The sequence below is a fragment of the Salinibacter grassmerensis genome (genome assembly GCF_947077765.1).
In the GTDB taxonomy this organism is placed as follows: domain Bacteria; phylum Bacteroidota; class Rhodothermia; order Rhodothermales; family Salinibacteraceae; genus Salinibacter; species Salinibacter grassmerensis.
Genome location: NZ_CAMTTF010000001.1, coordinates 140169 through 154192, shown reverse-complemented (window position 1 = coordinate 154192; position 14024 = coordinate 140169). Strand labels below are relative to the sequence as shown.

Sequence of the window (14024 nt, the reverse complement as noted above, 5' to 3'; positions counted from 1 at the left end):
GACGAGGGGGGGGGGGCAGGTGCACGACCCGAACCTGTCTGTTCGGGGTCGCGAGACCTGAGTCCCTCACTAGATCGACCTGGACCGGCGGATCTGTTTGCCCTCAGTCGTTTTCCTCCGCACAGGTAGGGCAAAACGCCCCCTCGAATGACTGAAGCGACCATCGGCGACGTTCAGTCATCACGTACTCGACCGCTTCTGCTACGGTCGTTGCCGCAAGAAAGGACGGCACGTTCTGAATGTCCTCGTGCGTGACCGTGGCGGTCGTGGAGCACCCTTCACACTCGTACTCTTGGGGGAAGTGCTCTTCGTCAAACATCGGCTGTGTGAGGCTGTGAAGACATTGGGAGACATTCCTGTGAACTTAGGTACTCAATTCCGATCCAAGATGTCCGCCCGCATGCGCTGCAGGAGCAGACTCCCAATATGCCCTCCGTTTCTGGTCCGCAGTGCCTCTCCACCGAGACCTCGGTACCCGGTTATGCGGCGGCCCGCTAGGAAGCATCTCTAAGTACTTTGGGGACACCGAGAAGCTCATACGCCTTCAGGTCAGGAAGGCAGAGAGGGGAGCTCGCCACTGAGACGTTGATTGAGCGGTATGGCAGCATGGGGACCGGCGCGAGCCGACCACTCAGTCGTAGGCAGACGCCACCGGCCCGAAGTGACCTGTGACGGAAGGAGCAGTGGTCTTCTCAGCGCGTATCCAACACGGCCTGTGCCTGTGCCGGGATTGAGCTCCCCGAGAGGTCAAACACGGCTCCCCCGCCCTCCAGACGAAGCGCTTTGGAGCCGGCAATCCGGCGGAGCCTCTCGGCCGAGAGGTCAACCCAGTGCAGCCTTACCGCCGCGCCCTCTTCATTCTCGTCTACAACCTGCTTCAGGTCCTGGGTTTCACGCTTCCCGTCGGCGAAGACAAGAGACAGTCTATCGGCGTCGAAGGCACTTCGCGGAGACTCCGAAACCGTCAGCAGAGAGAGTTTGGCGCCCCCACTTTCTGCAGTGCCGGGCACGACGACGAGGCTCGCCTTCGCTTGCGTCAGAGACGTACCACCACGCTTCTCAATGTCGAGTTCTACCGTCGAGGAATCGACCGTCGTCTGGCTCCTCGATTCTGTCTCCGAGGCCGTACTACAGCCGTCGGGCTTCTGCGCGCGGGCTGGAGCGGTGGCCAAGACCGACGCAACCAGAAGGGCCAACATGCAGAGCAGCGAAGCCGAGATGGGGGGAACGGGCCCTGTTTGCAGTCGCATGGTTTCTGTTTGTGTCGGGAGGAGCAAAGGAGCAATTGTGTTGGTGATTCCCCCGACTCGGTCGTGCCAGTGCCCGGAGCCCTGCAACCGCCGGGCGCCTGCTTCACGCTGCAGAAAAACTCGGGCGGGCGGAGGAAGAGATGGACTCAATGAGGGGAGAGAGCGGGAGGCCTTTGGGACAGGGCCCAGGCGTGCCGTGGGCAGGGAGGTACGGCGCGACTCGCCCGACCCATAAAAAGTGAGCACTTAAATTTATTTGCACCTTAAGCTTTTTACTGTATCGTACTAGCACACTTGGCAATCAACTGTTCGGCTCTACTTTTGTGTTATTTAACTTATGACTTGTTTTATTTTATAATCAAATTTTTTACTACTAAATAAATTATAGCGGACTGTACAGCTACGCCTTTGCAACGGGACCAGCGCCGGTCTTTCTTGGCGAGCACCGCCACATGTACGGCGAGTCCTTCGCGTAGCGTCTCCCACTCAAGTACTCCATGGCGCTGGGGGGTCGAGTGAGAATCGATCGCCGATCTCTACGCTCTCCAAGCCCCAATCGGCCCCCAACGTCCTCCTGCGCCCCACCGAGACGCAAAAAGAAGCCCAGGCGTCCCTACGCATTCTCGCCAACAATCCGCCTCTCTTGGAACCGGCTGGGCCTGAACAAGTCTCCACCCGCGGGTCACGTGGAACCTGTGTCGTGTCCCTTGGAATGCGTCTTGTAACTGCGAACACCCGAAGCTGCAGCCGCCTCGAGCCACGAACGCGACCGGTATGCCTGTGGATATTGAAAGCCGAGAGACAGTGCTTGCACGGCTTCCGGAGGAGGCGGTCAGGGCCCTGGAAAACGGAGACACCTGGGAACAAGAATGGCCCGAGGCGGGCTCTCGGATCGAGGACGTCACGGCGCCGCTGCGCCGCGAAGCCGCGGGCACCTGGGAGCGCCGGGTCATCGAAAGCCGCGTCACCGTGACGGAAGGGGCGCTCGTCGAACGGTTCTACTCGGTAGACGAGCACGGGTCACAGGCCTTGAGGCGCGCGCCCAAGTGGGGGAGCGACCGCCACAGGAGCGTCCGTGAGAAGTTTTCCCCGAAGAAAAGACAGGAGCGATGGACAAGGTACTGGGAGTGGGTCGCTGAGACCGGCCGCGATCCAGTCGGAGAGTTTTCCGTTCCGGAAACGGCTCGTTACGGGTGGCGTCTTTTGTGTCAGGAGAAGAAGGAGGGCGTTCTCGTTCACTACGCCCGCCGCCGCCCAGACCGGGCACGTTCTCCGGAGGGGGGCCATCCTTTAGAGGGTGTCAACTCTGTGGGGAGGGGCACCGATTACGTTCCCAGAGACAAGATGCCACGCGGGCTTCGTGACCATTGTCGTCTGAAGGAGGGCCTGATTCATCCCGAGGCGGTAAGTAGCCGGTCTGATCTGGCGAGCCGCTTCCGGAAGCACGGCACCGGCCGCACTGCGGACCGGCAGATCCTCGATTCAGAACTGAGACGGACGCCGGACGATGCCCCCGGCCTGCTGCACGCGCTTCCGAAAGTGTTTTTCGTAGACGTAGCGATCGAGGAGCAAATTCCACGGAAGCGTCGGAGAGACATCCGTCGAGCGAGGGCGGAAGGGAAACTCGGGTGAGGAGTCACGCCAAAGGCCGCCAGGAGTAGGGACGGCTCTACACTGGTTGGGGCGCAGCTAGGGACGTACAGCTCCGTTCTCCACGTCGCCCAGGCGGCTTCCGGGTGGTGTGCACTTGCGCCCGGCTGGCATCTCTTGGCCGAAAAGGGGCTGGCCTGAAGCGAGGGACCGGCCGGTATGGCCTGCGCAGTGTGGCTCGCACGCCCTACCGCCTGTGCCGTGGGGCATAGATTCGATCACAACGGACTCGTCGGCCCAAGCGGGGGGCGATGGCGGGGGATTTTCGACTCGACGTGAGCCCTAGACGTAGAAATGGCCCGGCTCGGAGTGTGGGCGGGGGAGGAAACTCCGAGACGGGCCAAAACTCGTTAGAGCGTAAAGAAGAAGCTTGAGCTGACTAGGCTATTCAGCGACCTCTCAAATTTTCCTATATGTGTCTACTCCCAGTATAACAAAACAGCCCCCCAGGGTATCAACAAAGGGAGAATGAAATCTGTGAGGACAGGTGGAAAGAGAGACGATGAGTGATTGAACCGTTGGTTTCTCCGGGACATCTCGGCGTTTGCCATCGCGCAGGGAAGGAAGGCATCGAAAAGTGAGGGCACTCCTCGTCATCCAGGCCCCAAGGTCTGGGTCGTGGGCTCTTTTCTGCCGCGGCAGGCCGGTTCGATCGGCACACTCATCCCTTGAGTGAAACTGCCGCCTCTCAGGGTTCAGATACCATGCGCTGGGAGTCCGGGCGATCAATAGCCCCTCTCTTACCCGCGAGCGGACGTCTGGCACTCCACTTCGAAGTGAGACACCAGCAGGCGCTTCATTTCCTCGTCCGCGTCCCACCATCCCTGACGGTAAGCGTTGCTCGCTTGCAGATCGTCGAGGTACGGATTGGACCGGTTTCCCTCCAACCGGGCGTTCCAGCCCTCCTGGTAGATCGCGTCCAACCGCCGGCCCGGAAGTTCACGTCTGGACTGCTGCTCACTGGGCGGCCGGCCCTCGAAGAGCCTCTCGAGGCCACCAAGGAGCCGGCGAAGCAGGTCAACCCCACCGAAGAAGGCGGTCTTGATGAGCGCGACCGCCCCTGCGACCTTCCCGAAGTCCACGGGCCATCCGCTCTGCTCTACGGACGCGCCGCGTCCCGCCTTCGTGCCCTCCTTCGCCTCCCTGGAGGTGCTCATCCTCTCCACCGTGCTCATGTCTTTCTCCACGTCGGGCAGATCCTGTCCGCAGATTGCATATCCACGGGATCGCTCAACACGGAAGAAAAGAGGGTCCCCCTTGTCGCTGTACACGAGATCGTCCTCGGTGACGTACTCGGAGAACCGGCCCGTTTGGAGTCCCACCATTAGCCGACGGAGGGTGACGCCGAGCTGATTGGCCATGTCGGCCAGCTCAATGTCGACTTCCCGCTTTGTCATCGGTCTGTTCTGTCAGTTTTGGCGTTGCCCGGCGCAATTTGTCGAACACGGACTCCGGAATATCGTCGCCGCACTCCCCCTGTCGGTTCTGGGCGCCCCAACAAGCCATCCCCCGTCTAAGGCCGTCGTGCCCCGCCGGCGGGGTGGGTGTGCCGGCTTCCTTCTCTACTCCCTTCCAGCGCTGAAACCCCGAATGGGATACTGATAACTATGGCACCTGGTGCACTTCCGACAGGTCGGTGAACCCTAGTCGGATGCGCTGCGCTAGACGTTTTCGTCTTTGGAGCGGTCTTGCTTTCGGGCGTAAAAGGTGAGGTCAGATGTCTGAGCATTTTAAAACACTGGATTGCAGGTGAAAAGTGCATGGTGCGCCCCCCAAATGCGGTGTCTGAGCGTAAGGCGTCAACGAAAGGTTACAATCTCCTCATCGTGACGCCCGGCTTTTCGTTTACGGTATGGGTGTACCTCATCGTCGCCGACTGGCCCGAACGGCCGAAGACCTTTTGGACGAGGCAGGTCTTGCCCGCTTCTCAGTAGAGATTGGAGGACGCCTCCCATACGCCCTTTAACCCTGCGAGGAGGTTAGGGGGACGTGCTGTAGAAATTCTACCACGGGCCTCCCTGTCCGGCAGGGGGCGTGACCAGAATGCGTCCGTCTCCGCACCCAAGATCGCAGACCACGCTGCGTTCGGTCGCGATGGCTGCCCCCAGTCTTCACTCTGCGGCCCACCGGTCGGTAACGCCCAGGCCCCCAACCCGCCCCCAGGGGCGCAACTGAACATTCTTGTACCAAAGGCCCTAGAAGAAGCTGATTACAAACCCCCGTATCAGATAATCTCATTTGTACATCGAAGCGCTTTCACCAGCGCCGACCGGCGGCTCGAAGCATCCTTTCCGGCCGCCAGCATAGCACGATCTACGTCCAACCCCTCCTCCTCCCATGCCTGATGGTCCCCTCACTGCCGACGTCGACGGGAATGCGCTCGCCCGTCTCGCCGAAAAAACAGACGTCAACCAACTTCTCGGTGCGCTAAGCGACCTCGACGAAGAAGACCTGCATCGCCTGACCGACGGGGCCCGTCCCCAGACGCCCCAGCGTCCGTCGCCCACGCCCCCCGTGAACGCGAACGTGTACGAGGTCTTTGAGGGCCTGACCGACGCGCAGGAGGAGACCCGGGAGACGGTCCGGTCGTTCATGCAGGAGGAGGTCGAGCCGGTCGCCAACGAGATGTGGGAGGACGGGACGTTTCCGAAGGACCTCCTTCCCAAGGCCAGCGCGCTCTTCGACGAGGTCGTTGGCCGGGACGCGTACACCTTCCCGTCCGACGATCCGATACAGACCAACCTCATCAGCTTCGAGATGTCGCGGGTCGAGCCGTCGTTCTGCACGTTCTGGGGCGTGCATACGCTTCTATCGATGGGCTCGGTGGCGCTCTTCGGCTCTGAGGAGCAGAAGGAGCGGTTTCTCGAGCCGCTGGCGGCGTTCAACATGATTGGCTCCTGGGCACTCACCGAGCCGGACCACGGCTCCGACGTGTCGCAGGGCCTGGCCACCATGGCCCGCCGCGAGGGCGACACCTGGGTGCTCAACGGCGCGAAGAAGTGGGCCGGCAACGCCACGTTTGCCGACGTGACCGTCGTGTGGGCACGCGACGAGGCGGACGGCCGCATCAAGGGGTTTCTCGTCGAGCAGGAGCGGCCCGACTACCACGTCGAGCAGATCGGCGGCAAGATCGCCAAGCGGGGCGTGGAGAACGGGCTCATCGAGCTGGACGGCGTCGAGGTTCCGGAGGCCAACCGCCTGCCCGGCGTGTCCCACTTCGGGGACGTGAGCGCCCAGCTTGCGACCTGCCGCGCCAGCGTGGCCTGGGAGGCCGCGGGGCTCGCCACCGGTGCCTACGAGAAGGCCCTGACCTACTGCAACGAGCGCACGCAGTTTGGCAAGCCGACCTCCTCGTTTCAGATGGTGCAGGACAAGCTCGTCACGATGCTCGGCAAGGTGACGGCACTGCAGACGTTCGTCATGCAGCTCGGCCGCCTGGAGGCCGGCGAGGGCGCGATCAGCAACGAGCGGTCCAGCCTGGCCAAGGTCTGGGCCTGCGACACGATGCGCGAGGTCGTCTCCATCGCTCGGGGCATCATGGGAGGCAACGGCATCCTGCTGGACCACGACGTGGCTCGCCTCTTCGCCGACGCGGAAGGAGTCTACTCCTACGAGGGCTCCCGCGAGATGAACGCGCTCATTGTGGGCCGTGCCATCACAGGCCAGAGCGCGTTCGTATAAGGGAGGGGCGAAGAGGGCACCTGACCTCTCTTCTCGCCTCGCGACGAGGTGCGGGGCCTGGAGGCCCGTTCTCGGACCGTGCCATGCTCTCGTCTCCAGGCTGCGCGGGAACCGGGGCTTCCACGCTGGGCCGGCAACCCGCCCGTTAACGAAGCGCAGACGGCCCGAGGAGGTCTCCGGTTTCGAGCCCCCAGTCGGGCCCAAAGTAGCCCCAGTACTGAACCCCGCTCTGACCGCCGAGCAGCATGTCGGCGTCGAAGACAAAGAGGTCGGGGAAGCCAGCCGCGGCCCGGAAGTATCGATTGGCAGTGGCCGCCCGAAGCCCCGGAAGGCCGGTGCCCGCCACGACCCCGACCAGGGCTTGATCGCTGCCTGGGCGTGGGCGCACGAAATACGTCCCGAGCCCATCGCCCTGCACCGTGCGCTCTCCCATCGTGACCCGTCCTCGCCCTACCTGGACGGGGCTGTCTTCGAGGAGAAGGGACCAGGCAGAATTCATGTCGGCGTGGCCGTAGAGAATGACGCCACGATCGGGGTGGGCACTAGGGGCGAAGGAGGTGTCCGGGACCAGATCAATCGAGGCGTTGCCCCGATACCAGAACGTCTCGGCATCGAAGCGTGCCTTCCGGCGTGCCCACGCACTTTCTTCCGGGGTGCCCTGCGTGCCGTATACGAACAGCACGTCGTGCTGAAAGGCAGACTTGAATGGCCCGTACCGGTGAGGCCCTTTCTGGTCGGGGGTTGGCGCCTCCGTCCGGGTCCAGCCGGCGTCCGAATGCCCGAGGAAGAGCCGGTCTGCCGTGTCCGGGTTCTGAACCGTTAAACTGTCCTCGTCGATGCTCAGGCCAACCGTGTCCGGCATGTTGAGGGCACCGAGCCGCAGGGAAAGCCGCTTTACGTTGTCGGTCGTTCCCGTAATCGTCCCCGCGGCGGTGTCCTGGGTGAGGGTAATTGTGCTGTAGTTGAGCGGATGGTGCTGGGCTTCGATTCCAGCCCAGTGCGACCGGGCGCTCACGCCCGGATTGGCCGTCGTGAAGCGGAGCGTGTCTTGCTCGGTAGGAGGAGCAATCTCGTGCCACGCGAAGTAATCAAACACCGGCGGGAAGTCGAGGCTCTCGCTTCCCCACCAGTGGCCCGCACCGGGCACCTCGTAGTACGCGAAGTCCTTGTGGAAACCGCCTAGGGCGTTGCGCATGGCGCGTCCGTGGGCCGTCGGCACGACCTCGTCTTCGGAGCCGTGGACGATGTGGACCCCGTGCTGTTGGAAGTTTCGGGCCAGGGCGTAGGTGTCGCTTGGATTGGTGGCCCGCTCAACCTGCTTCTCGACAGTGGTCGTGCCGGTGGTCTGCTCCCCCGGCCGGCCGTAGGCGCGGAGGTTCGGGTAGCCTGCGAACGGGGCGATGGCCGCGAACCGGTGCGGGTGGGTGGCCCCGACGTGCCAGGTGCCGTGCCCCCCCATTGAGTGGCCGGTCAGGTAGGTGCGTTGCGGAGCCGTGTCGTACCGCTGCTCCGCCACGCGAAGGGTCTGGAGGGCGTTCTGGCGTCCCCAGTCCTCCCAGTTAAATCCGTAGGGACGGCGGTTGGTGGGGGCGACGATGTAGGTATTGGGCTTTGGGGCGTACGTACCGGCCTGACTTGGGGCTTCAACCGACGCCCCGTGCAGCGAGAGCACCATCGAGGGACGACCCTCAGTCTGATCTGGGCTGGCGGGGGGAACGACGCTGTAGTACTGCACACTGCCGTCGATATCACTCCGGAAGGTGCGCTTGTGGGTTTCGGACGCCTCCACCACATCGATCGTCGTACGCAGCGTGTCAAGCACCGTGGTGGGGGCTCCCTCACGGATGAGTTCACATCTCAGTGGGACCGTGCCGGTCGTGTCCGGGCGGGTGGTCGGGAGGCGCACGTTGACCTTGCGGGTCATTCGGGCCGGAAGGCGGGGAAGAGAGGTGGTCACGGGGGCGCCCTCTCCGAGCTGCACCCGTAGAGCCAGGGAGCGACTGGCCGCGTCCGTCGCGTTGGTGACCCGCAGGGCGCCCCACGGCGAGTTCTCCGCGTCGACGCGCAGGTCCGGCAGCGTTCGGTCCTGTCGGGCAATCGAGAAGGACGCCGGGGAGCGTAGGAGTTGGACACGCACCCGTCCCCACTCGCTGCGAAAGTACAGATGATTGGTTCCCTCCCGGAGCCGGATGGGCTGGCGGAGCCATCCGTAGTCGTACGGATCGCCCGCATGTTGCACGCCATTCACGAGCACTTGGACGTGGCCCGACGCTCGCAGAAGCACGGTTTCGGGGGCGTCGGCCTCAACCGAGACATACAGATAGCCTCCTTCCAGCCGCTCTCCCTCGAAATAGCCCTCCTCGTTTGCTGTCACCCGCTTCCATTGAGCACTGGCTGACGCGCTGATCGCACTGCCGGGAGTGGGCGCCTTCAGTGCTCCCTGCACCCACTGGTGTAGGAGAGTGTCTTTGTAGATCGCCGACCGATCGTACTCCATGGGTCCCTGAACGGCCAGTCCCGTCTGGACTGTGGTGGTATCCAGCTGCGACGAACTGGACTGTGCGTGGGCAAGATTGGCCCCCACCGCACCCACGAGAAGAGAAAACAGGAAGAGGCTGAGACGGAAACGAGAGACTAGTGGCACGTGCGTCAAGGCTATTACTTGGGGCTACCGAGAGGTAGGCGGCGGACACTGGATCATTCGGCGCATCACCGTTTGGACATCCGCACTGTACGCGAGCCCGAGCCACGGTGAGCAGGACGACCTAGAGAGGGGTGAATTGCCCGCTCGTCGACAAAACTTGAGAGCAGAAAAGTAGCACGACAGCTTCCGAGAGGCAATCTGTTCTCTCCAATTTCGACGTCGACGCAAGGAGCGTTCACGTCCGGTCTCTGCGTGCCCAGGCGTTTCTCGACGCCTGCACAACTAAACGTGGTCGCGTGCCACAGATCGCCACGTTCTACGAGGCCATGAACGGGTCTCCTCAACAACCAGAGCAGGCGCCCGGTGCGTCCCATCAAGGCTGGCATGGGCGGAGACGTGACGAAGAGCCCCACGAGACCCCAGTGGAGTGGCTCTAGCCGGCAGGTTGCGGCCAGGGTTGTCCAAGCTGGGCGGACCAGCCCCCAAGGGCAACGACCGGACCCGGGATTGCAAACGACTGCTCGGGCGAGAGGCGTCCGCCCTTGAACAGCATTCTCGGCAGTCGGATGGGGTTCAATAGTCCGTTCGTGCAGATACGGGGACTTTCTATGTGAATACAAACCGTATCGCCCCGCTCACCGAAGAATGTCATCTACGGAACGGATGTCCCCTGCGGAACTGCACGTGCCTCCATGGGGCATCCAGAAGCGCTCCGAAGGCTAAAAGCTTCCGCATTGTGCAACCGAGCACCATGTCTCCCGCTCTCATGGCCCGGCGGAGTGCCATCTCCGAGGCGTTCAAGGGTGAAGAACTATGTCGGCGAAGCTCTTCGTTCCTACTCTGCGGGTCCTTGGGCAATGCCACGAGCCGAAGACCGGTGGGATGTGAGTGCGGCCCCAATCGCGCCTACTGAAGGATCCGTTTCGCCTGCTCCAGCAGACGTCGCGGCGACTCGCCGGCGTGCCGGGACGCGGAAAGTTCGAGTGAGTAGAGCCGCCGGGACTGTGCCCTGTCGAGGTCGTCTGAGGCGTCGCTGTGGAGCGTTCTGACCGCCCGTTCGCACCCCGTCCAGGACAGATCACGACGGCTGGACTCAGACTGAGTAAGCGAGGAAGAACCGCTGCGGGGCATGACGACTATTGCTTCTTGGTTGATAACCGCGCTCTGTTGTTGTTATCGGCAGGGGGACGGAGGCCTCTAAGCCGAGCAGGGACACCGGAGAGTCTAGAGGATCAAATCGTTTGGATGGGGTGGATCCACACAGTCCCCTGCTTGATCTCTCAATCCAGATGTTTTCAATCCAGATGTTGGATGTCCAGTCGGCAGATCGGCTTCGGGGGTCGGCGTTGGGGGCGCGCCCGAGTGGCAGATTGTCTTAGGGGAGCGCAGACCAACGGCATAGGCACCAGTGACTGCGGCGATCAAGGCAGCACCGGCGTACATGCGTCTGCCAGGTGGCGGTCAGCTTTCTCACCCGAGCGAAGGCAAACCCATTCACTATATATTAGTCTTTTGGTAACAGCAAATGTCTTCCATATCGGAACGAAACGGACCGGCCTAAAGATTATCTGTCATGCTTGCAGTGGTAGCTGTGAGCCCCCCGTCGGCCGTCCCTTCCACGCGACCAGGTCGACGGGGCTTTTCTTTGTCGTCGTTGTCGATTTTACCTGGTCACGTGCACACGGCGGTTCTTCCCGCCCTGCTCGACCCGGCCGCCCCGGCGGTGAACGGGTGCACGCCTGCATTATCGACATGCCCAGGACGTCTGCCCCACTACCGGACGACGCTCAGGCGCCGCGTTTTTGAAAAGCCCTCGGCGGACATGCGGTAGAAGTACGTGCCACTCGACAGCGACCGGGCATTTAGGCGAACGTCGTGCTGTCCCGGCTCCTTCTGCCCATCCGTGAGCGTTGCGACCTTCCTCCCCAGCACGTCGAAGACGTCGATCGTCACGTGCGTCTGTTCGGGCACGCTAAACGCGATCGTGGCCGCTCCCCTGGCGGGGTTTGGCGCGCTGTTCCGCAGGGCAAACTGTTCGGGGACGGATTGGAGCCCCACCTGCAGTTGCCCATTTCCATTCTGCAGGGTCACCGACGGGGCATCTGAGGTCAAGGTCCGGACGTCTGCATCGGAGTCACGGGTTTCCCGTACGAGGACTCCTCCTGCGCGCGGGCTCCCCTGGCGCCGGAGCGTTAGGGGATACGCCACCCCCTGCAGGTTCACGTCGTGCAAGGAGGGAGTGCTGGCGTCGGGCTCCACGGTGGCCAGGGCCCTGCCGTTGGCGAACCGGACGTCGAATGTGCCCCCGGGAGGAATTGGGGGCAGCATGTGTCCCGTCTGCTTCGAGGCGGGCCGGTCGCGCCGGAGCAAAAGCGTGGCCTCGCGCCCCTCAGCATCGGTCACCTGGAGGGAGGCCGTCTTTCCATCCCCCCCCGCATTATGGAGACGCGTGCTGGCTGCAAGGCTGGTTCCTCCCCCCCCGCCCCCAAGCGTTAACGTTCCCGACGCGCTGACGCTGATCCAGTATCCCTCGCCCGGCACGAGCGTGGAAACCGGGGTGTAGCCGTCCGACGGATCGAAGCCGTAGAGGGACGACTCCACGATGCCCTGCGGATCTGACGAAATCGCTCCGGTGTCTGTGGAGTCGCCGAACGGCCCGACGAGGTTCCACCCGGCGGCGACGCTGACGGTCTGCGAGTCCGCCTTCACGCCGGTGACTTCCTCTGTCCCGGACGGACAGTTCGCCCAAAAGGCCTCTCCGACGGTGAGCGTGTCTCCGTCCGAGAGGGACTGATTGCCCGAACTGGGGTCGTAGAGGAACCCGCTCGTGCACGACGGCAGAAACGTTCCAAACGTCTGGTCCCCCGACTGGTAGGGGAGCGACACCAAATTCCACCCGTCGTCCAGGTTCACGGTGCGCACGCCACTGACCGTGAGCGTTACGGTGGCCTGATCGGTGGCGCCGCTATCATCGGCGACCTCGTACGTGAAGCTGTCGGTGTTGGCGAATCCAGACGCCGGGACGTACTCGAAAGATCCATCGTTGCTTAGCGTGAGCGTCCCGTTGCTCGGCGCAGACACCACTGAAGGTGTCAACAGGTCGGCATCCGGGTCGTTGTCGTTCCCCAAAACCCCGGGCGCACCGATGGTCAGTGTGCTGTCCTCATACGTGGCAAAACTGTCGTCTGTAGCCACGGGCGCGCCATTGAGGCCCTCGATGGCAAGGGACACGGTGGCCTGGGCACTCCCCCCATTCCCGTCGCTGGCCGTGTAGGTGAAACTGTCCGAACCGATGTCCCCGTCGTTCAAGCTGTCGAACGCGCCGTTCGGATCGTAGCTGTAGGCTCCGGTCGCCTCGACCGTCAGGAGCGCGCCGGACGCCAGGGTGACCTGCTGGCCGACGCTAGACGCATTTCCGTTGACCGCCGACACCGAAAGCAAATCCCCGTTGGGATCGCTGTCGTTTTCGAGGACCCCCGGCGCGGAAATGGAAATCGATCCGCCCTGCTGCGTCGTGTCGGCGTCGCTCGCGGCCGTCGGGGGATCATTCGTCCCGAGCACCGACACCGGGAAGACGATTCCGGTCGGCCCTTCGCCCTTGCTGTCTTGTAGGTCGAACGTAAAGGCGTCGTCAGGCGGGACATCTCCAGGCGCAACGTTGGCAGTGTGGTCGTACGTGACGGCCCCATCAATCAGGTCTTGCTGCGTAAACGCCGTATCCGCCGTTCCCCCAACCAGAAGGGTTCCCTCCGTGGGCCCGTTCGTCACGGTAAATGTGAGTCCCGAGGGATCGTGGTCCGGGTCCGAGGCGCTGAGGGAATCGGTCGAAATGGCCACCTGCCCGCCCTCGTCCAGCGTCGTGCCTGCATTTGTGTCGAGCGTCGGCGCGGTGTTGTAATCGATCGTGAGGAGGGCGGCCGGGTCGCCCGGGCTCACCGTCAGGGAGTCGTTTCCCGTCATCTCGACGGGCCCGTACACCGACCCGTCAAACTTGTCTACGATCGTTCCACTCACTTCCGCCAGCAGGTCCCATTCGATGGTAACCGCGGTGGCGGCGTCCTCGACCTGGAACCGAATTTCATGCTGCCGGGTCCCGTTGGAGCTCACGCTTCCCTGCCGGATGTCGACGGGCAGCCCCTCCCCGAAGCCTGAGGGACTGATGTCGTCGTCGATCCAGCGGGCATCAAACACGCCCGAGGGAGGTGCCGGCGGCAGTTCCGATTCGCCGAAGGACGAGTCCACACCAGCCGTCGCGCCGGGGTCGATGCCGAGGGGAAGCGTCTCGGACCCGCCGGCGTCCGTGCTCACAGTGATTGTGCCTTCGATTTCTGGAGTCGTTTGGCCGTAGCCGATCCCCGGAAGGCACAGAAGCGTACTCACCAGGAGCACGGAAGCGACTTGCAGATAGGGCAAGACGTGCAGGCGAGACGAAAGTGGGGAGGAATGCATCGGGGTCGTGTTGGGAACAGGTGGGAGAACGAAAGTCAGGACATCGGCGGCCCGTTTCGCGTTTGCCTCTGTGGGCCTCGTCTCGAGGCCTCTAGAGACGGCCGCAGCCCGGCATCAAGCTAGATGGAGGCGAAGGGGCACACGCGATCAACGCATACAGGCTGCCTTAAATACAGGCTGCCCTGATACGCGCCCCAACCGCCGCCTGCCTCGTACAACCGGGGGACGTGCCAATCAGCCAACAACTGTGCCAGGGCTACAGTGTCTGCTCCGAACGTCCATGTGCTATTCTGTACAACAAGGCGCTCAGGACGGGTGTAGCGGCGGATCAGCCCACCTCGACGGGGCAT

The 14024-nt window shown here is 63.0% G+C and carries 8 protein-coding genes; 2 read left to right on the top strand and 6 right to left on the bottom strand.

Annotated features, from left to right (window positions below; genetic code table 11):
• Positions 1 to 103: 103 nt before the first annotated feature.
• A complete protein-coding gene (locus OJB03_RS00625; RefSeq protein WP_263784395.1) occupies positions 104 to 319 on the bottom strand; it encodes a hypothetical protein in 216 nt (71 codons plus the stop codon).
• 373 nt (positions 320 to 692) lie between these two features.
• Entirely contained in the window at positions 693 to 1250 is a 558-nt protein-coding gene (locus tag OJB03_RS00620; protein WP_263784394.1) for a hypothetical protein, read from the bottom strand.
• A 774-nt stretch (positions 1251 to 2024) separates the two neighbouring features.
• Here OJB03_RS00620 and OJB03_RS00615 point away from each other — a divergent pair.
• On the top strand, positions 2025 to 2882 hold the full coding sequence (locus tag OJB03_RS00615; RefSeq protein ID WP_263784393.1) for a hypothetical protein: 858 nt from the start codon (positions 2025 to 2027) through the stop codon (positions 2880 to 2882).
• A 758-nt stretch (positions 2883 to 3640) separates the two neighbouring features.
• Here the strand turns inward: OJB03_RS00615 and OJB03_RS00610 are convergent.
• Positions 3641 to 4297: a hypothetical protein gene (locus OJB03_RS00610; RefSeq protein ID WP_263784392.1), complete on the bottom strand. Its 657-nt coding sequence runs from the start codon at positions 4295 to 4297 to the stop codon at positions 3641 to 3643.
• Between the two features lie 940 nt (positions 4298 to 5237).
• Between OJB03_RS00610 and OJB03_RS00605 the strand changes: the two genes are divergently transcribed.
• A complete protein-coding gene (locus OJB03_RS00605) occupies positions 5238 to 6581 on the top strand; it encodes an acyl-CoA dehydrogenase family protein (protein ID WP_263784391.1) in 1344 nt (447 codons plus the stop codon).
• A 145-nt stretch (positions 6582 to 6726) separates the two neighbouring features.
• Here OJB03_RS00605 and OJB03_RS00600 read toward each other — a convergent pair whose 3' ends face one another.
• From OJB03_RS00600 to OJB03_RS00590, 3 genes are all read right to left on the bottom strand, one after another.
• Positions 6727 to 9225: a prolyl oligopeptidase family serine peptidase gene (locus tag OJB03_RS00600; RefSeq protein WP_263784390.1), complete on the bottom strand. Its 2499-nt coding sequence runs from the start codon at positions 9223 to 9225 to the stop codon at positions 6727 to 6729.
• 906 nt (positions 9226 to 10131) lie between these two features.
• Entirely contained in the window at positions 10132 to 10356 is a 225-nt protein-coding gene (locus tag OJB03_RS00595) for a hypothetical protein (protein ID WP_263784389.1), read from the bottom strand.
• A gap of 642 nt (positions 10357 to 10998) precedes the next feature.
• Entirely contained in the window at positions 10999 to 13533 is a 2535-nt protein-coding gene (locus tag OJB03_RS00590) for an Ig-like domain-containing protein (RefSeq protein WP_263784386.1), read from the bottom strand.
• Positions 13534 to 14024 lie beyond the last annotated feature (491 nt).